This window comes from Microtetraspora sp. NBRC 16547 (assembly GCF_030268965.1).
In the GTDB taxonomy this organism is placed as follows: Bacteria; Actinomycetota; Actinomycetes; order Streptosporangiales; family Streptosporangiaceae; genus Microtetraspora.
Genome location: NZ_BSSE01000002.1, coordinates 94,226 through 112,207 on the forward strand (window position 1 = coordinate 94,226; position 17,982 = coordinate 112,207).

Annotated in this window: 15 protein-coding genes; 4 read left to right on the forward strand and 11 right to left on the reverse strand. The window is 71.3% G+C overall.

Translation table 11 applies throughout. The annotated features are described in order from the left end of the window. Window positions 1-79: 79 nt before the first annotated feature. The gene (locus QSK17_RS03165; protein WP_285702834.1) at window positions 80-562 is read right to left on the reverse strand and encodes a GNAT family N-acetyltransferase; all 483 of its coding nucleotides are present in this window, start codon (window positions 560-562) and stop codon (window positions 80-82) included. Window positions 563-972: 410 nt separating this feature from the next. On the opposite strand from QSK17_RS03165, the gene QSK17_RS03170 reads away from it, so the two are divergent. Next, entirely contained in the window at window positions 973-2,010 is a 1,038-nt protein-coding gene (locus QSK17_RS03170; RefSeq protein WP_285702835.1) for a trypsin-like serine peptidase, read from the forward strand. Window positions 2,011-2,218: 208 nt separating this feature from the next. Here QSK17_RS03170 and QSK17_RS03175 read toward each other — a convergent pair whose 3' ends face one another. The 7 genes from QSK17_RS03175 to QSK17_RS03205 all read right to left on the reverse strand — a co-directional run bounded on the left by QSK17_RS03175 (window position 2,219) and on the right by QSK17_RS03205 (window position 7,834). Then, window positions 2,219-2,830 carry a type II toxin-antitoxin system PemK/MazF family toxin gene (locus QSK17_RS03175; protein ID WP_285702836.1) on the reverse strand — a complete coding sequence of 204 codons (612 nt, stop codon included), beginning with the start codon at window positions 2,828-2,830 and terminating at the stop codon, window positions 2,219-2,221. Between the two features lie 138 nt (window positions 2,831-2,968). Continuing rightward, window positions 2,969-3,985, reverse strand: a complete 1,017-nt coding sequence (locus tag QSK17_RS03180; RefSeq protein WP_285702837.1) for an NAD-dependent epimerase/dehydratase family protein — start codon at window positions 3,983-3,985, stop codon at window positions 2,969-2,971. 123 nt (window positions 3,986-4,108) lie between these two features. Beyond that, window positions 4,109-5,083, reverse strand: a complete 975-nt coding sequence (locus tag QSK17_RS03185; protein WP_285702838.1) for a carbonic anhydrase — start codon at window positions 5,081-5,083, stop codon at window positions 4,109-4,111. 23 nt (window positions 5,084-5,106) lie between these two features. After that, window positions 5,107-5,283: a hypothetical protein gene (locus QSK17_RS03190; RefSeq protein WP_285702839.1), complete on the reverse strand. Its 177-nt coding sequence runs from the start codon at window positions 5,281-5,283 to the stop codon at window positions 5,107-5,109. Window positions 5,284-5,410: 127 nt separating this feature from the next. Continuing rightward, the gene (locus QSK17_RS03195) at window positions 5,411-7,105 is read right to left on the reverse strand and encodes a hypothetical protein (RefSeq protein ID WP_285702840.1); all 1,695 of its coding nucleotides are present in this window, start codon (window positions 7,103-7,105) and stop codon (window positions 5,411-5,413) included. After that, a complete protein-coding gene (locus tag QSK17_RS03200; RefSeq protein WP_285702842.1) occupies window positions 7,102-7,287 on the reverse strand; it encodes a hypothetical protein in 186 nt (61 codons plus the stop codon). Before QSK17_RS03200 ends, QSK17_RS03195 begins: the two co-directional genes overlap by 4 nt. A 1-nt stretch (window position 7,288) precedes the next feature. Beyond that, the gene (locus tag QSK17_RS03205) at window positions 7,289-7,834 is read right to left on the reverse strand and encodes a YbhB/YbcL family Raf kinase inhibitor-like protein (protein WP_285702843.1); all 546 of its coding nucleotides are present in this window, start codon (window positions 7,832-7,834) and stop codon (window positions 7,289-7,291) included. A 244-nt stretch (window positions 7,835-8,078) separates the two neighbouring features. Here QSK17_RS03205 and QSK17_RS03210 point away from each other — a divergent pair, with 244 nt between their 5' ends. After that, entirely contained in the window at window positions 8,079-11,324 is a 3,246-nt protein-coding gene (locus tag QSK17_RS03210; protein ID WP_285702844.1) for an AfsR/SARP family transcriptional regulator, read from the forward strand. Between the two features lie 102 nt (window positions 11,325-11,426). Here the strand turns inward: QSK17_RS03210 and QSK17_RS03215 are convergent, their stop codons facing one another. Then, on the reverse strand, window positions 11,427-12,398 hold the full coding sequence (locus QSK17_RS03215; RefSeq protein WP_285702845.1) for an ATP-binding cassette domain-containing protein: 972 nt from the start codon (window positions 12,396-12,398) through the stop codon (window positions 11,427-11,429). Window positions 12,399-12,677: 279 nt separating this feature from the next. On the opposite strand from QSK17_RS03215, the gene QSK17_RS03220 reads away from it, so the two are divergent. After that, window positions 12,678-13,412 carry an AfsR/SARP family transcriptional regulator gene (locus tag QSK17_RS03220; RefSeq protein ID WP_285702847.1) on the forward strand — a complete coding sequence of 245 codons (735 nt, stop codon included), beginning with the start codon at window positions 12,678-12,680 and terminating at the stop codon, window positions 13,410-13,412. Window positions 13,413-13,584: 172 nt separating this feature from the next. Next, entirely contained in the window at window positions 13,585-14,118 is a 534-nt protein-coding gene (locus QSK17_RS03225; RefSeq protein WP_285702849.1) for a hypothetical protein, read from the forward strand. 251 nt (window positions 14,119-14,369) lie between these two features. Here QSK17_RS03225 and sepH read toward each other — a convergent pair whose 3' ends face one another. Together sepH and QSK17_RS03235 are read right to left on the reverse strand one after the other, a co-directional pair. Beyond that, a complete protein-coding gene (gene sepH, locus QSK17_RS03230; RefSeq protein WP_285702851.1) occupies window positions 14,370-16,409 on the reverse strand; it encodes a septation protein SepH in 2,040 nt (679 codons plus the stop codon). Window positions 16,410-16,694: 285 nt separating this feature from the next. Continuing rightward, entirely contained in the window at window positions 16,695-17,972 is a 1,278-nt protein-coding gene (locus QSK17_RS03235) for a D-arabinono-1,4-lactone oxidase (RefSeq protein WP_285702852.1), read from the reverse strand. Between the last annotated feature and the right edge of the window lie 10 nt (window positions 17,973-17,982).

Genomic DNA, 17,982 nt, shown 5'->3' on the forward strand with positions numbered 1-17,982 from the left:
ATGTGCTCCGGCTACCCGACGTGACATCAGTCCGGAGGAGGGGTGCGCTTCACGCCAGGACGCCCATAGCGCTCCCCGCTCACAACGGTTGATCAAGACGGCGCCATGCCGGAGCGAACCCGGACGCCTCAAAGAAGGCCAACGCCCTGGAGTTGAAGTCCCAGACCTCTGTCATGAAGCGCGTACACCCCGCCTCTCGGCCTGCCTCGCGAACAGCATCCAGCAAGGCGGTTCCGATCCCGCGACGGGCCACATCGGGGTCCACAGCCACGTGTTCCAGAACTACAAACGATCCCGCGTGCATGAGAGCGCCGGCGAGACGCTGATGGAGTGTTGCCATGGCATATCCAACAGCCTGACCCTCGGCGAGCTCGGCGATGAAGATCCTTACGGATTCACGGTTGAGCTGGTCTTCGAACCCCGAAATGAGCTCGTCGATCGGCGGCTGTTCCTTGAAGAGGTCCGGTCGGTGCGCCGCGTGGACGTTTTGCACAAAGCGGTTCAACTCTGCAAGCAGGGCTACATCATCACGAGTTGCTCGGCGAACTTTCAGCGGATGCACAGCACAACCCCCTCATGTGAGGGTGGAGACCATACACGCCACCGATCGGTATCCACCATCTGGCCAGGGCCCGGAGCCGTCTACGTGGCAACCCTCCCGTTTGCAGGCAGGCAGTCCCTCTGTCGTGCACCTGCGACAGCGCGGGCGGGAGACGTGGGAACTTTCTCCGCCTCGACGATCGCACCCGTCCCTGAAAGGAGTACGTCTTCGGTGCTGCGCGCGGTGGGGTTCTCATCGCCGTAGAGCGGCATTGCGTGCAGATTCGCGTCCGTGAGAGCCGCGTCTTCACAAGATATTCCACAAACAGTAAGATCATCTTTCTGCTCGGCCGTGCTGATCAGCCGGGCCGATTTCCGCATGCTGACGGGGACCGTCAAGCACGCCCCCATGACTGGACGGGAAGATCGATTATGAGGCGCACACTGATCGCGTTAGGCACCGGCTTAGGTCTGCTGGGCTCCACTGCCGTCTCCGCGCCGGCTCAGGCCGCGGACGACGTGACGGCCCCTCTGGCCTCCACTGTGGCGACTGCTCAGCAGGTCGCGGCGTTCTGGCTCGCCGACGGCGCCGCCAACCTGAAGAACGCCACGCCCTACGCCGTGGACACCGCGGTCCGCGTGATACGGGTGCCCAGCGGCGCCCAGCGCGGCAAGCCCGGCTATGTCGAGCCGGCGCCGGGCCCGTCCTCGCCGAACGGGAAACTGCCCACGACCTCGGGCAAGGTGTTCTTCGTCGGCGCCGACGGTCAAGCGCACTGGTGTACGGGCACCGCCGTGCAGTCGGTCTACCGCAACGTCGTGGCCACTGCCGGTCACTGCCTGTACGACACCGAGGGCTACAGCATCACGCTCGACAAGTGGGTCTTCGTTCCCGGCTACTCCGAGGGAACCACCCCGTGGGGCCTCTACGTCGGAAAGCAGGCCTTCGCCCATCACGACTTCGCCGTGTACAGGGACTCCGACCGCGACTACGCCTTCGTGAACGTGTACAACGGCGTCGTCCCGTCTTCCTCCGGCGTGCTGACCGACAGCGGGAGGCTGGTCGACAACATCGGCGGGCAGGGCCTCACCTACAACCAGCCGACGAACCCATCCATCGACGTGTTCGGCTACCCAGCCGGCCCAAACCCGGACGGAACCCAGCCCTACGCAGGCCAAACCCTCGAACGGAGCCACGGCAAGACCTTCAACGCCGCGGCTCCGGCCATCAAGGGCGACGATCTCATCGGCACCGACTCCCCATTCACCGGTGAAGGCTCCCTCGGCTCCTCCTGGCTGCTCAACTACGGCAATGGCAACCGCTCCGGCTACCTCAACGGCATCACGATCAGCGTCTCCGACACCGACGGCGACAAGCGCTACGACACCAGCGTCTCCCCGTACTTCGACGGCGAGCTCTACGGTGTCTACAGCGCGGCCAAGAACCTCTGGACCGGCTCCATCGCATAGACGGCCGCCGTACATCTCCGCCGCACCCGCCCACCCGGGCGGGTGCGGCGGGACCCCTCAATCGTCTTCCTCGTCCGCCCGCACCTACCTGACCAGCGGATTTCCTCGTACGGCGAGATCAGGACGGACTCCGGGCGCGCTGACACCAACACCTGGGGCTCGTGCCCACTCCTCGCCGGGTCGGCGAGGAGTGGGGTGCGCGCCGAGGTCAGCGGGCGATCCCGTGCAGGGAGCACACGTGCCGCCAGATGGCGGGGTCCAGGTCGCCGGCGCGGTCCTGGAAGGCAGCGGTGGCGACCCGGATCGGATCGCTCAGATCGAGGAAGCTGTTGTGGTCGGCGTTGTGATCCCACGTACGCGTCGGGATCTCGATGTGGTCGCTGCGATGGCGCTGGTCCTGGCTCGTGATCTTCAGGACGTCGGCGCCGTCCCGGTGCGTCCGCAGCACCACACAGGGCCGGATCTTGGAACCGGGCCCGTCCTCGAACGGCACGTCCGCCCACCAGATCTCCCCGGGGCGCTGCGCCGCGCCGGCCGCTCCCGCGTCCTGTCTCGGAGGCAGCCCGCTCGGCCGCTGCCCGCCCGGCCGTCGCTCACCGGACGGCTGACCGGACCGGCGCTCCGGAGCGGGTACGCCGGTCCGGCGGGTCGTGGGGCGTGCTCCCGGCCGTCGGGGTGGCGCGGCGGCGCCTCGGCCGGTGCCCGGCCTGGCCGAGGGTCGCTCCCGGCCCCGCCGCTTCGTGATGGTGGCGCGCGCTACGGCGAGGGCGGCGGCCAGCAGCGCGGCGAGGGCGACGAAGGTCGGAGGGAGATCCCGCATGGCCGCCAGCCTAGGGGCCCGCTCGCCGGGCGCGGAACGCCCTGACCTGACCCGCAAGCGGATCCCGGAGCAGATCATGCCCTTCTGGTGCGGAAGCCGTGGAGTTCGCCCGCAACATGGGCGCAAGCCGTACGGAGATCAGGAGTGGGCGTCCCACGCCGCGAGGATGCGGGCCTCCTTTTCTGGGGCGATGCCGTGGCTGAGCATGGAGGTCCCGAAGCTGCGCTGGTCTTCCGGAATGTCCTTCAGCCACTCCCAGGTGTCCCGGACCGTCTCGGCGACGGGACGGCAGGTGAGCCCGGCGGCGAGCGCCTTGGCCGAGGACGGCAGCCAGGTCCCCGCCGTCTCGGGGCTCTCCGCCATCCACAGCGGCAGCTCCGTCCACATCCGGACAGCGTGCTCCTGTAGGACGGCGTCATCCACCCAGACCAGCTCGGCGTCGGAGCCGGTGACCTCGACGCAGTCCCGCAGCCAGTCGCCGTACGTGGTGTTCCCTCGCACGCCCGAGGTGAGGAACCGGCCCGTCGTGCGCTTGGTCGCCTGGTCCACGGTGAAGGCCGCGATGTCCCGGGCGTCGATCACTTGCATGGGCCGTGACGGGTCGCCCGGCGCGAGCACTCGGCCTCCCTTGGCGATCCGGGTGAGCCACCACGGCAGCCGCCCGACGTTCTCGTACGGCCCGAGGATGAGGCCCGGCTCGATGATCAGGGTCTGCCCGTCGAAGTACTCCTCGACCGCACGCTCGCAGCCCGCCTTGAGCACGCCGTAGTCCCCGAAGTCGCGGTCCGCGTCCGGCGGGCACTCGTGCCGGGGCGAGTCCTCGTCGAGACCCGGCACGGCCGGAAAGCCGGGGAACGCGGAGATGCTGGAGATGAACGTGTAGTGCCCGGCGTGCCCGGACAGCCTGCGCACCGAGTCGAGGACGACCCGCGGGGTGAAGCCGCACACGTCGATCACGAGATCCCAGTGGCGTCCCTCGACGAGACGGTCCAGGTCGGCGGACACCTCGCGGTCGCCGTGCACCGTCTCGACTCCGGGCGCGTCAGGCCCGCTCTTGCCGCGGTTGAACGTCGTGACCTCGTGTCCCTGGCGGAGCGCCTCCGCCACGATCGCCCGTCCGAGGAACACGGAACCGCCGATAACCAAGATTCTCATGGCGCCATCCTTCGCCCGATCGCGGCGGGTGTCTCCGTCATTTCACGGTGAGCGGACGACATGCGCTCAGAGTGAACGGCGCGATCCGGCCGGGAGCCGCGGCGTGGCCCCCAGGCCACGGCCTCAGCCGGTGCACAGCGCCGGTACGGGCGTGAAGCGCTCCCGGTGCAGCACGTGGACGCTGGCCGAGCCGATGTCGAAGTAGAGGCCGGCGAGCTCCAGCTTCCCCAACCGGACCAGGGCGTCCACGCGGGGATGGGAACGCAGGTTGTCCAGCTGCTGGATCACGTTCACTCGGCAGAGCCGATCCAGCGGGCCCGCGTCGTCATCCGTGCTCTCCGTCGCCGCGAACCGCGCCATCGTGTGCCGTCCGTGGCGGAGCCAGCCCCGCAGGGACGGGAACTCGGCCTCGAACTCCGCAGGCGCCGCCGGGACCTCGCCCAGCAACGCCGCCATCGCGCCGCAGCCGGAATGCCCGCACACGGTGATCGTCCCCACCTCCAGGACTCCCACGGCGTACTCGATCGCGGCCATGACGGAGTCGTCGTGCGGGGCGGTGCGGTGGCGGGGGACCAGGTTTCCGATGTTGCGCACGGTGAACAGGTCACCGGGCCCGCTCGCGGTGATGATGTTCGGCACGATCCGTGAGTCCGCGCACGTGATGAACAGATGCGAGGGCGCCTGCCCGCGCGCCAGCCGGGTGAGCAGCGGCCGCACCAGCGGGGCCGTCCGCCGCTGGAACTCCCGCGTCCCCTTCAGCAGGTCCGGTACGGCGTCGGCCTCGGCGGAGGGCACGGGAAGGACCGGATCCGGGGAGAGGTCGCCGGCCGGAGCTCCGGAGCGCCGGTACGCCCAGGGAAGCCACCAGCGGTCGTTCCGGAACGGGCTCGTGGCCGGGAACATCCGGGTGCCGCTCACGGCGGCCGAGTACCACTCGTGCAATTCGTCGATGTCGATCGTGCCGCCGGTCCGTTCGTGCTCCAGCCGCCAGGCGTGCAGCGCCTCGAAGGCGGCGTTGTCCATGAAGTCGACGTGCAGGTCGAGCTCGACCGCCGCCCCCGCGGGGATGGCCCGCAGCGACTCGGTCAGCCGGGGCACGCCGAGAAAGGTGAGCGACCCGGTTACGACGACGCGCCAGCAGCCGGCGTCGGGCCGTACCTGCACCGAGAGCCAGGTGAGGCGGCGGAGCGCGAGGCGACCACGCCGCCGACGACCGCCGCGACCAGTCCGGCGGCGATCGGCGCGTCCGACGCGACGGCTATCCCGAGGGAGAGGGGGACCGCGACGAGGAAGACCATCAGCGAGGCGGGTACGTCGTGCCGGAATACGGAACGCCAATCACGATTTGTATTCGAATAGACACTCTCCGTCATGGCGTGACCTTACGGCAGAGATCACGTGCAGGTCACGCCAGTGGGTGGAAAGTCAGCGGTAATAGTCGGGATAGTCGCTCTCGGGGGTGCGGTGGCTGCCTCGGCGCCCGCTCGGCTCGGGAGTGTTGCCGTACATCTCGTCGTAGGAGGGCCAGCTGCCGCTGGCGGGCTTCTGCTCCGGCCACGCGGACGGCTCGGGAGTGGCGGGGTATCCCTGCTGCTGGTCCTGCCCGTAATAGTCGCCCTGGTCGTACGGCGTGGCAGGGGAGGTGGGGGAGGTGGGGGGGATCGCGTGAGAGGGGCCGGTGGGGAGCCCGGCGGCGGGGCTGGCCCCGGTCACCGTGTCGGAGTCGTCGATGGTCGCCCACCCGGTGCTCACCTCGTAGGAGGACGAGGAGGAAGAGGACGGATAGGTCGTCTGGTCGGGGGAGTACGAGTCGTAACCGCCGTAGGAGGCGGGCTGGTAGCCGTGCGGCGGCTCGGGGTCGTCGAGCACGTCCCGCACGCCCGGCCAGGACGGCGTGGCGGGCGGGGCCGGCGTCTGCGGTGCCTGGCCCCAGACGGGCTCATCCACGGACGGGGGCACAGACGGAGACGCGGACGGAGACACGGACGGCGACGGGGGAACCGCGTAGGAGGGGCCGGTGTCGGAGGTGAACCGCCCCGTCGGCCCGTACGGATCGACCGGGGGAATGTCGTAGGACGCGGGCCGCTCGAACATCCCGGTGGCGGGGACGGCGCCTTCGAAGGGGCCGGGGGATGCGGTCGGTGCGGGGCCGGTGTCGCGGATGGCCTCGAACATCCCGGTCTCCGGGATCACGTCCGCGAAGGGGCCGGTGGAAAGCCCCGCGGTCGGCGCGGGGTCGGTGTCGCGGATGGCCTCGAACATCCCGGTCTCCGGGATCACGCCGTCGAAGGGGCCGGTGGACGGGGCGCCCGACGGCGTCGCTCCGCGTACGGCCTCGAAGGAGCCGCTGCCGCGTGAGGTGCCCAGCGGGTCGCCCGGCGGTGGGGCGGAGAAGGGGCCGCTCGGCGGAGTGGACGCGAACGGGCCGGTGGACATCGGGGTGCCGCGGTCGAGGAGCGGGTCGGGTCGTGAGGCGGGGGCCGGGACACCGAGCGCGCTCAGCGCGTCGGCGGCCGGGGCGGAGAAGGTCATGGTCTTCTGCTCGGCGAGCGCCGAGGAGGGGGTGGCGCGTAGGGGCTCGACCAGGTCGGCCAGGCCGGGGGCGCCGGAGTGCTGCGGGGACGAGGGGTGGAGCGTGACAGCGTCGGGTCCGGGCGAGGCGGCGGGGCGGGGCGCGCCCGGCTGTCCCGTGGCCGCGCCATCGAAACCGCCCTCGTCGGCGCGGACGCGGGTCCAGTAGTCGTCGTCGTAGTCGTCCTGCTCGCCCCACTCGTTCACGCCGCGCCGGCCACGAGCCGCGGCGGGCTGTCTGCCGCGCTGCGCCGGGCGGGAGGCCTGCCGGCCGCCGGGACGGGGTGCCGGACGGGGGCCGGCCGCGCGCTGCTGCTTGGCCGTGGCCCGGTCCGTGGGCTCCTCGAACGCGTCGAAATCCTTCGGAAAGCTCTCGAAGAACGTGTCTTCAGCCGGGCGGCGGGGCTTGGGGCCCTTGTTCTCGGCCATCGCCTTGATCCGCTCGGGAGAGAGCGCGCTCTCCCTGCGGTTCATCGACCGCATGCCCATGGTCACGACCACCAGCACCAAGAGCACGACGGCGACGAGACCAGAAATGACCGCGATCATAGCACCACCCTCAAGGCCATGGCCTTCCAGCGGCGCCGGTGAGATCGCGCGGCCATCGACGCGATCTGCCCCCTTTTTTCACCTGCGCTCAGCAATTGGATCCGATTCTGCTCGACCTCGATGACCGTTGTCACACTCTTGGCGAAGATTGGCGAAGCACCGCTACCTGAGGTGTTCAGCATGTCACTCGATGTTCGAGGCCGTGAGACGCCCGCGGGCGATGGTGTGCTCAGCGATGAGCGCCAGGCTCTCCGCGAGGGGGGCACCCTGCTGGAGATCGAGCTTCGCGTCCAAGGCGTAAACGGTGAAACGGTAGTTCCCGCCGGTGGAGCACGGCGGCGCGTATCCGACCTTCCCGGTCGTCGTCTGGCCCTCCCTGGCGCCTCGGGGGACGCCGTTCTCGGCCAGCTCGGTGGTGTTGGGGTCGATGTTGAACACCACCCAGTGCACCTCCGCTTCGCTTCGAGGGCCGTTGTCGTCGACGACCAGGGCCACCGACTTGGCGCCCGACGTACCCGACCAGCGAAGGGGAGGGTTGCCCATCCCTCCCTTGCAGGAGTAGCCGTGCGGCAGGGGGGCGCCGTCGCGGAAGCGTGGGCTGGACACACTGATCACGTCGAGGTTCCTGGGCGAGCCACCGCCCAGGATCCCGCAGCCCGATGCGGTGAGCGCGACCGCCACGATGGCGGCGGCACGCCGCGCGCGTCCTGACTTGTTCGGCGACCCCATGCCCGATGATGCTACGCGGATCTGGACGGTGCGCTGACCGGATCGCGCCGATCCGTTCCCCCGGCTGCCTCCGTGGACGGTTCCGACATGGCGTGGTGCGCACGCTCATCGCTGATACCTCAGCGAGACGGACGCCGTGGTCACGGGTGGTTCGGGAGTGACGCGCACGCCGTACCCGGGAGCGGCCTGGGATCGCTTCCAGACGGATGGCTCGCCGGCTCCCGCGTACCCGGATAATCGAGGCATGGAGGGGACGGAACGGGACGCGGGCCTGCGATTCGCCGTCCTCGGTCCCCTTGAAGTCCGCCAGGACGGGCGGCAGATCGAGATCGGCGGGCAGCGGCTGCGCGCGTTGCTGACGACGCTGCTGCTCAGCGCCGGCGGTGTCGTCCCGGTCGACGCCCTCGTCGCAGGAGTGTGGGAGAACAACCCGCCGAGCGGGGTCGGAAACGCGCTCCAGGCCCTGGTCTCCCGGCTCCGCGCCGCGATCGACCGCGAGGTGGTGGTCGCCCACCCGTCCGGATACCGATTGGCCGTCTCGCCCGATCTGGTGGACGTCCACCTGTTCACCCGGCTCTGCCGGGACGGCGGTCGGGCGCTGGCCGAGCGGGACGCCGCAGGCGCCGCGCGCACCCTGCGGGACGCCCTCGCTCTCTGGCGCGGACCCGCGCTTCCCGATCTGCCGGACGGCGCTCCCGAGGTCGCCCGGCTGGAGGACCTGCGGATCGCCGCGACCGAGGACCGGATCGACGCCGACCTCATGCTCGAACGGCACGCCGAGGTGCTGCCGGAGCTCCGCGCCCTGATCGCGGACCACCCGCTACGCGAGCGGCTGCGCGGCCAGTTCATGCGCGCCCTCTACTCCTCCGGGCGGCAGGTCGAGGCGCTCGCCGCCTACGAGGAGGCACGTTCCGCCTTCGCCGACCTGCTTGGGGCCGATCCGTCGCCCCGGCTCGCCGAGTTGCACCTCGCCATGCTCCGCCGTGGCCCGCTCCCGTTCGACGGTGCCACCGCGCCCGCCTCCTCCGAGAGGCCGTCGCCCGAGTCCCCGTCCCCGTCCCCGTCCCAGTCCCCGTCCCTGTCCGCGCCTGGGCCCGTGCCCGGCGCGCGCAAGGGCAACCTGCGAGCCCGGCTGACGAGCTTCGTCGGGCGCGAGACGGATGTCGAACGCGCGGGCGACCTGCTGGACACCCACCGGCTGGTGACCCTCCTCGGATCCGGTGGGGCCGGCAAGACGAGGCTCGCCGTCGAGACCGCCGAGGTCCTCTCCGCCCGCGTGCCGGACGGCGCGTGGCTGGTCGAGCTCGCGTCGCTGCGCGACCCGGCGGAGATCGCGCAGACCATGCTCACCTCGCTCGGTCTCCGGGACGCGAGCCTGATGACCAGGCGCCCGGGCACGGCGCCGCACGCCGAGACAGATCCCGTGGAGCGGCTGACCGGCCTCCTCGCGGGCCGCCGCATGCTGATCGTCCTGGACAACTGCGAGCACCTGATCGAGCCCGCCGCGGTCCTGGTGGACCGGCTGCTGGCCGACTGCCCGGACGTCCGCGTCCTCGCCACCAGCCGCGAGCCGCTGGGCATCACCGGCGAGATGCTGTGGCCGGTCCGCCCGCTCGGCCTCGACCACGCCGTACGGCTGTTCGCCGACCGTGCCGCCGCCGCGCGGTCCGGCTACGCGGTGGACGGCGAGCGCCCCGCCGTCGAGCGCATCTGCCGCGAGCTCGACGGCATGCCCCTGGCGATCGAGCTGGCCGCCGCCCGGCTGCGGACCCTCTCGGCCATGCAGATCGCCGACCGGCTCGACGACCGGTTCCGCCTGCTCACCAGCGGGAGCCGTACCGCACTGCCGAGGCACCAGACGCTCCGCGCCGTGGTGGAGTGGAGCTGGGAGTTGCTGGACGACGACGAGCGGCGCCTCGCCGCGCGACTGTCGGTGTTCGCCGGCGGGGCGACGCTGGAGGGTGCCGAGCGGGTCTGCGCGGCCACGGGCATGTCGGGCTGGGCCGTCGATCTGCTCGGCCACCTGGTGGACAAGTCCCTCGTCGTCTACGACGACGGCCGCTACCTCATGCTGGAGACGATCAGGGCGTACGCCGCCGAACGGCTCGCCGAGTCGGGCGAGGAGCAGCGCGTACGGCTGGCGCACGCCACGTTCTTCACCGACCTGGCGGAGACCGCCGACGCCCGGCTGCGCGGCCGGGACCAGGTCGAGTGGCTGGAGCGGCTGTCGGCCGAGCAGGACAACCTGTCAGCCGCGCTGCGCTGGGCGGTCGACGGCGGGCACGCGGACCTGGCGATCCGGCTGGTCGGCGCGCTGGGCTGGTACTGGTGGCTGGCCGGCCGTCGCGCGGAGGGCGAGGCGCGGGCCGTCGAGGTGATCCGGATCGTCCCCGAGGACACCGACCCGGCCAAGCGGGCCCTCCTCTTCGCGGTCTACGGCATGACCGCCTTGGGCGGGTCCGCCGACGTGGAACGGGCACGAGAGGCGCTCGAAGAGGTCGGCACGCTGGCCGGGTTCCTCGTGCCGGGTCCGCGGCACCCGATCGTCGCGCTCGCGCGGCCGGTGCTGAGCCTCTTCCTCCGCCAGGCCGACACCATGGACGAGCTCCTGGCCGAACTGTTCGCCGACGCGGATCCGTGGGTCGTCGCCTCAGCGCACCTGTTCCGCGGCAACCTGCACTTCAACAGCGGCAGGGTCGCCAATGGGGAGGCCGACACGCTGGCCGCGCTGGACGGCTTCCGCGTGACGGGGGACCGGTGGGGCATCGCCAACTCGCTGGCCGCGCTGGCGGAGGTCAGCGCCATGCGCGGGAACAACGCCGCCGCGATTCCGGTCATGCGTGAGGCCATCGCGTTCGCGGAGGAGATCGACGCCTCCGACGACACTCCGTACATGCGGAGCCGGCTGGCGCAGGCCCTCAACGCGGCCGGCGACCGCGCGGGGGCGCTCGCGGTGCTCGGCGAGGCGGAGCGCATCTGCACCGAGGGCGACGACCCGGTCGGCGTGGCGGGCGTGCATGTCGTCAGGGGCGAGTTCGCCAGGGAGGACGGTGACCTGGAGCTCGCCCGGAGGAACTACGCGGAGGCCGTCCGGTTGATCGACGGCCCGGGGGCCTACCCACCCCAGTTCCGCGCGATCGTGAGCGCCGCGCTCGGCCTGCTCGCCGAACAGGAGGGCGACGCGGTCCGCTCCCGGCGCATGAACGCCGAGGCCCTGGAGGCCGCCGTCGCCTCGGAGGACGGACCGATCATCGGACATGTCCTGATCGCCCGGGCCGGGCTGGCGGTGCTCGACGGCGAACCGGAGCTGGCCGCCCGCCTCCTCGGAGCCGCCGCCGCGATGCGCGGCATGGAGGAGGTGGCCGCCTTCGACCACGCGCGCATCACCGCGAACGCGCAGGCCGCGCTCGGCCCCGAGGAGTTCTCGCGGGCGTACGAGCGCGGCCGGGCGATGCCGTTCGCGGAGATGGTCGCCGCCGCCTCCGGCTGAGACTCGGCCGGAGGCGGGTATGCCGATCATCGGCTCTTTCCCCATGGGTTCCGGGACCGGTTTCCCGCCGGACGTCTCCCGGGCACTGCGGCCGGGTGCTTCTCAGGTGCGGTTGCGGAAGGCGCGGATGGACAGCGGGGCGAACACCGCCGCGAGACCGGCCGCCCAGAGCAGGGACACGGTCGCGCTGGAGGCGACCGGGCCGCCGCTGAGGAGCCCGCGGACCGCGTCGGCCAGGTGCGTGACGGGGTTGATCTCCACCCACTTCTGCAGCCAGCTCGGCATGGTGTCGGTCGGCACGAAGGCGTTGCTGGTGAAGGTGATCGGCATCATCAGGGAGAACGCCATGATCTGCACCTTCTCCTGGTTCTCCGCGGTCAGCCCGATGAGCACCGCCGCCCAGGACATGGCCAGGGCGAACGCGAGCAGCAGCGCCAGCGCGCCCACGACGCCGAGCACGCCGGTGTGGACCCGGAACCCGAGGACCATGCCGAGGCCGAGGATGAGCAGAACCGTCACGCCGTCGTTCCGCAGGCCGCGCACGACCGCCCACAGGTCCGCCCGGCTGCGCGGGTCGAGGCCGGTCGTGGGCTCGTCCAGGAACAGCAGCTGGGGACGGCCCACCAGGCTCGCGGCGAGGTCCAGCCGGCGGCGCATGCCGCCCGAGTACGTCTTCGCGGCCCGGCCGCCCGCCTCGGTCAGGTTGAACCGGTCGAGCAGCTCGGCGGCGCGCCGCCTGGCCTCGGCCCGCGGCATGTCGAGCAGGCGGCCGATCATCACGAGGTTCTCCACGCCGGTCAGCGTCTCGTCGACCGCGGCGTACTGCCCGGTCAGGCCGATCAGCGACCGCACCTGGTGGGCCTGCCTGACGACGTCGAACCCCGCCACCTCGGCGCGGCCCGCGTCGGGCCGGAGCAGTGTGGCGAGGACGCGCACCGCCGTGGTCTTTCCCGCGCCGTTCGGCCCCAGGACGCCGAGCAGCCGGCCGCGCGGCACCTCGAGATCCACCCCGTCGAGGGCCCTGGTCTCGCCATAGCGCTTGGCCAGTCCCTCGGCCTGAATCGCGTATGTCATGATCTCTCTTCTCTTCGGTGTCGGCTCCACTCTGGAGGACGGCGCTGACATTTCGCTGATCGTTCAGGCCCGGTGCTGACATATCGCTGACGCCGCGCTGAGCGCCGTCGGCGGGTCGGCGCGTGACCTGGGGGAACGTCCGATTGGAAGCTCGTTAGCCACCCATTCGCTGGAGAATCAGAGCGATTTACCGCATATCGGGTACCTACGGGAGGAAAGCGCGGCGAACCGTCGGTCGGATCCTGATTCCATCTGATTCCCACGTGAGGCGGGAGGACTATGGAGAGCTACGACTGGCCCGCTATGAGGATCACGCTTCTCGGCGGCTTCCGGCTCCTCGCCGGGGACGATCAGGTGGCCGTGTCCGGCGGAGCCGAGCGCCTCCTGTCGTTCATCGCCCTCTGCGGCCACTCCGTCCCCCGGACGCTGATGGCGGGCACCCTGTGGCCTGACGCGCCGGATCGGAGGGCGTACGCGAGCCTGCGGTCGGCGCTGGCCCGTCTGGACGGCGTCGGCCGGCGGATCCTCGACATCGGCGCGACCGACGTGCGCCTGAGCCCGGCCGCCCGCGTGGACATCGACGAGGCCCGGGCTCTCGCCCGACGCATCCTCGATCCGGCCACGCCGACCGGCGAGCGGGACCTGAGCGCGGCGGCCGTCGGGACGCTCTCGGCCGACCTGCTCCCGGGCTGGTACGACGACTGGGTGATCCCCGAGGCGGAGGAATGGCATCGCCTCCGCGTGCACGCGCTGGAGGCGCTGGTCGACGAGTTCGTCACCGTCGGGCGCTTCGCCGACGCGGTCTCCACCGCCTGCCTCGCCGTACGGGCCGAGCCGTTGCGGGAGAGCGCCCACGCCGCGCTGATCCGCGCCCATCTGGCGGAGGGCAACCAGGCCGAGGCGTTGCGCGACTACGAGCGCTGTGCGGGGCTCCTGCGCGCCGAGCTGGGGATCCCGCCCTCGCCCAGGCTGAGCAAGCTGGTCGCCGGGCTGCGCCCCGTGACGTCGTGGTGAGGCCCCCGCAGGCGGCCATCAGCGGCCCGGTCGTTCCGGCGGTCACGGCGGCGTCACGCGAGCGTCGCGGCGCCGTCGCGCCGTCGCGGTGATGATGCGATGTGACCATAAATCGCGCCCACCCTTTCGCCGAGCGATCGGCAGGGTGGCCCGATGGAGAAAGGAGACGGCCATGCGACGCACGGGACGTGTGATGCTGCTTGGCTCGGCCCTCCTCACCACACTCGCACTCAGTCCGGCCGGGGTCTCCCACGCTTCGGCCACCCCCGCGGAGGCGACCCTGGCGACAATGAGCATGTCGCACAGCTCGGCGTTCGACCAGGACGACTACAAGAAGGGCTTCCGCGACGGCTACAAGGAAGGGCTCGCGGACTGCAAGGCCAAGCGGTCGATGCGCGAGAGGCACATGCGCGAGAGGCGCATGCGCGAGGAGTACATGCGCGAGAAGTACATGCACAGGAAGTACACGCACAAGACCATGCGCAGCGCCAAGAGCGACTACGAGCGCGGATTCACCCACGGGTACCAAGAGGGCATGCGCAGCTACGCGCGGATGCACAAGGAGCGGATGCACAAGGAGCGGATGCACAAGGAGCGGACCCCCGGGGAGAGGATGCACAAGGAGCAGATCTCCGGGGACAGGATGCACAAGGAGCGGATGCACGTAGAGCGGACCCCCGGGGGGAGGATGCACACGACGAGCTGATCGGTCGTCCTCACGTTCCTGACGCCTCCGGCTGAGCCGGCGCGGGCCCGATCGCCGCAGTCGTGTCGGCCGTGCCGACCGGACCGGCTGGATCGGCGGAACCGGCGGGATCGGCCCGATCGGTGACCGAGGAAGGGGCGCGGTCGCGCACCGCGCCCCTTTCCCGCGCTGGCGGTTCGTCGGAACTTGTCAGAAGCGGGTCGTCGCGCGGGATGCGCGGACAGTGGGTGCGGGCTCGCGTACGGAGCGGATCATTCCTGCTTGCGGGCGCCGAACATGATCTCGTCCCACGTCGGCACCGAGGCGCGGCGGCCGCGGGACTTGCGGGGACGGGCCGGGGTGGGCTTGGGAGTGGGCGGAGCCGGTGGCTCAGGCTTGGTCTCCTTCGCGGCCGCGCCCTCCTTGCCCGTGCTCTTGCCGCCTGCGGCGGCCGCGGCGGGTGCCGGCGTGGATGCGGGAGCGGGAGCGGGAGCGGCCGGTCGCGCGGCCCGCTCTTCGCTGATCCTCGCGGCGGGTACGGCGACCGGCTCCTTGGTTTTCTCGGGGTCGGCCTCCACGGGCGTGGAAGGGGCGGGCTCAGCGGTGGACTTCGTGGCCGGGTCGGCGACGGGCCCAGTGGTGGACTTCGTGGCCGGGCCAGTGGGGGGCTCAGGTGTGGGCGCGGTGGCCGAGCCAGTAGTGGGCCCAGTGGTGGACCCGGCGGCGGGCGCGCTGGTGAGCTCAGAGGCCGGGGCGGCCGCCTCGTCCTGAGCCACGACGGCAGGCTCCGGAGAGGCCGGGGCCTCCGGCTCCGAGACCGGTGCGTCCGTGCGGGTCTCGCCGGTCAGAGCAGCCTCTGTGTCCTCCCGCGCGCTGCCCGTCGCGGCGTCCGGTGCGGTGGCGGGGACCGGCTCCCGCGCCGTCGCGCCAGGCGTGTCCGCGGCCCTGTCCGGAGCCGTGTCCGGAGCCGTGTCTGCAGCTCTGTCCGCGGCGATGTCCGCGCTCTTGGCACCGTCCGGCGCCGCGGTCTCCGCGACATCGGCGGCGACCGCCGCCTGAGGCGCGATCTCCGCTTGCGGCCGCGGAGTGTCCTGCGGCACCTGAAGCGCCGGAGGCGCCTCGGCCACGGGCGACGTCTCCACCTGTGGCGTGTCGGCCGCCGGAGCCACGCTCTCCGGAACGGCGGAGAGCCGCTCCTCGGCGCGCGGCGTCGCTTCTATCGCGGACTGGTGCGCGGAATCGGCGGTCAAGGCTGGAGAGGCGGCCATCCCCGCGTCGGAGACGTGCCTGGAGGCCGCGTCGGCGGCAGCGCCCTCAGGGGTGGCGCCCCATGGTGGAGCGGCCCCGTGGACCGGTCCGGGCCCGGCCGCGCGCGCCGGGGCCGGTGCCGGGGCCGGTGCCTGGGCGTCGGGTCGTGCGGTGACCTGCTCCTGAGCCGGCTCCCGCAGGTGGAATGCCGTCTCACGGCCCGGTTCAGGGCGGAAGACGGTCGTGCCCGCGACGATGGGGGGCTCGGGCTGGTATGCCGTCTCGGCCGCCGCCTGTGCCGCGGGCTCGTCGTACACGGGCTCGTCGCGTCGCACGGGCTCGGGCCGTACGGGCGGGAAGTCGGGCTCGATGCGACCGGCGCGGATCGAGAGTGAGTCGTCAGGCAACGGCGGCACGGGCGCGAGCTTGGACGCGAGGCGGGGCAGGAACGGCCGCACCGTCGTGTCCTCGCGGGGGACGGGCTCGACGTACTCGGCGACGGAAAGGCGCATCGCCTCGTCGTCGTTGGGCGTGATGTGGCGGCGGCGCGGGTCGAACAGCCACTCCGCGTGCCGCGTGTGGCCGTTCCAGACGAAGCCGAGCTTCACCCGCCAGAGGTTGTCGTCACGCTTGCAGGAGTCCCAGTCGATCTCGTCGGCGGGAACGCCGCGCCGGGTCAGCCGCTCCGCGACCAGATCGCCCAGCGTGGGCCCGGGCGTGGTCTCGCCCGGAAGGCGTACGGCGACGCGCTGCGCCTGCTGGGCCATGTACTCGCGCTCCTGGAGCACAGGCCCCTCGAACCAGCGGACTCGTTCCACCGGGATGCCGGCGGTGGCCGCGATCTCCTCCGCCGACTCTCCGGCGCGGATGCGAGCCTGGATCTCCTTGGGACGCAACGGACTCTCCACTTCGATCTCGTACTGGCCGAGACGGGAGAAGTTGCCGCGGACGGCAGCGCGGAGCCGGTCGTCGACGGGAAGCGTGAACCGCGTACCACGCCCGGCTGTCGCCAGAACGAGGTAGGTGCCGTCCTCACTTACCGCGACGAGACGGAGCTCCTGCATGCGAGTCCCTTCGTCGTCGTGCTCAATCTTCCCCCGGACCCTTGAGTCTCTCGCGTGAGCCGGTTGCCTTCCAGCACCGTACCCGGCATGTCCGAACATCGCCTTCCCGAGGGGCGTGGCAGGCGACGTGACGCCAGTCACATTTGTCGCATTCACCTTTCTACAGGGCGGCGGGGTTGAGCAAGCGGTTCTTCGTCCTTGGCGGCATCGGCGAGTCGCGCCCCCGCCATGATGGGGGAACAGAGCGGGGGAATGGGGCGAAACGACGTCGAGGTAGTCGAAGCGTCAGCCCAGGACGACGTCAAGGTAGTCGTTGGTGAACACGCGTTTCGGGTCCAGCTCGTCCCGCAGTGCCACGAAGTCGGCGAACTTCGGATAGACGGTCGCGAGGTAGGCGGCGTCCCGGGTGTGCAGCTTGCCCCAGTGGGGGCGGCCGCCGAACCTCGTCATGACCTCCTCGACGCCCTCGAAGTACGCCGGATTCGGTGTCGGCCGGTAGATGTGGCAGGCGATGTACGCGCTGGGCCGCCCGTACGCCGTGGACAGCCACGCGTCCGAGGGCGGGGTCACCCGGACCTCCACCGGGAAGGTGATCTTCCAGTCCATCCGCTCGATGAGGTCGCGCGTCTCGCGGAGGGCCTGGGCGAGGTTCTCGCGCGGAATCGCGTACTCCATCTCCAGGAAGCGCACCTCCCGCACCGAGTTGAAGATCTTGTAGGAGGTGTCGACGGACTCGGACGCGCTGAGCAGGCTCGCGGAGATGCCGTTGATGCGCGGGATCACGCCGGGGATCTTCGCGCCCGCCGCGCAGGCGGCGCCGAAGAGCGTGTTCTCCAGGAAGACGTTGTCCAGCCAGTGCTTGAACGGGCCGATGGGCCTGGCCGGGCCGGGGGAGCGGTTGTTCCGCTTGGCCAGGCAGGTGTCGGTGTGGGGCAGCCAGAAGAAGTCGAGGTGCTCGTTCTCGGCGGTCAGCTCGTCCAGCGTCTCCAGGATGCCGCTGAACGCCAGCGGCTCGCGGCGGCTGCGCAGCAGGAAGGACGGCTCCACCCGGAAGGTGATCGCGGTGAGGATGCCGAGCGCGCCGAGACCCACGCGGGCGGCGTCGAACAGCGGGCCCTCGCTCACGGTGGTGATGGTGCCGTCGGCGAGCACGATCTCCAGCTCGATGACCTGGTCGGCGAGGCCCCCGATGTCCCGGCCGGTCCCGTGGGTGCCGGTCTGGATCGCGCCCGCGATGGTCTGCGCGGTGATGTCGCCCATGTTGCCGAGGGCGAGGCCGCGCCGGTGCAGCTCGTCGTTGACCACGTGGAGCGGTGTGCCGGCGGCGACCTTGGCCCAGTCGTCACCGGTCGCGATGACGCCCGTGAGCGCGTGAGGTCGCAGCATGATGCCGTCGACCAGCGCGACGCCGGTGAAGGAGTGCCCGGTGCCCACCATGCGCACCCGCCGGCCGCTCTCCGCGGCGTCCTGTACGGCTTTCGCCACCTCGGCCGCGGACGCCGGCGTCCTGATCTCGCCGGGGGTGACGGACTGGTTCCCAGCCCAGTTGCGGAACTCGTTCATGACCATCCAA

Bases quoted from the DNA above. Each gene is read 5' to 3' on its own strand.
- QSK17_RS03170 (WP_285702835.1), top strand. From the start codon at position 973: ATGAGGCGCACACTGATCGCGTTAGGCACCGGCTTAGGTCTGCTGGGC.
- QSK17_RS03190 (WP_285702839.1), bottom strand. From the start codon at position 5,283: ATGGTCTTCCTCGTCGCGGTCCCCCTCTCCCTCGGGATAGCCGTCGCG.
- QSK17_RS03235 (WP_285702852.1), bottom strand. From the start codon at position 17,972: ATGAACGAGTTCCGCAACTGGGCTGGGAACCAGTCCGTCACCCCCGGC.
- QSK17_RS03205 (WP_285702843.1), bottom strand. From the start codon at position 7,834: ATGGGGTCGCCGAACAAGTCAGGACGCGCGCGGCGTGCCGCCGCCATC.
- QSK17_RS03195 (WP_285702840.1), bottom strand. From the start codon at position 7,105: ATGATCGCGGTCATTTCTGGTCTCGTCGCCGTCGTGCTCTTGGTGCTG.
- QSK17_RS03220 (WP_285702847.1), top strand. From the start codon at position 12,678: ATGGAGAGCTACGACTGGCCCGCTATGAGGATCACGCTTCTCGGCGGC.
- sepH (WP_285702851.1), bottom strand. From the start codon at position 16,409: ATGCAGGAGCTCCGTCTCGTCGCGGTAAGTGAGGACGGCACCTACCTC.
- QSK17_RS03200 (WP_285702842.1), bottom strand. From the start codon at position 7,287: ATGCTGAACACCTCAGGTAGCGGTGCTTCGCCAATCTTCGCCAAGAGT.
- QSK17_RS03225 (WP_285702849.1), top strand. From the start codon at position 13,585: ATGCGACGCACGGGACGTGTGATGCTGCTTGGCTCGGCCCTCCTCACC.
- QSK17_RS03180 (WP_285702837.1), bottom strand. From the start codon at position 3,985: ATGAGAATCTTGGTTATCGGCGGTTCCGTGTTCCTCGGACGGGCGATC.
- QSK17_RS03215 (WP_285702845.1), bottom strand. From the start codon at position 12,398: ATGACATACGCGATTCAGGCCGAGGGACTGGCCAAGCGCTATGGCGAG.
- QSK17_RS03175 (WP_285702836.1), bottom strand. From the start codon at position 2,830: ATGCGGGATCTCCCTCCGACCTTCGTCGCCCTCGCCGCGCTGCTGGCC.
- QSK17_RS03210 (WP_285702844.1), top strand. From the start codon at position 8,079: ATGGAGGGGACGGAACGGGACGCGGGCCTGCGATTCGCCGTCCTCGGT.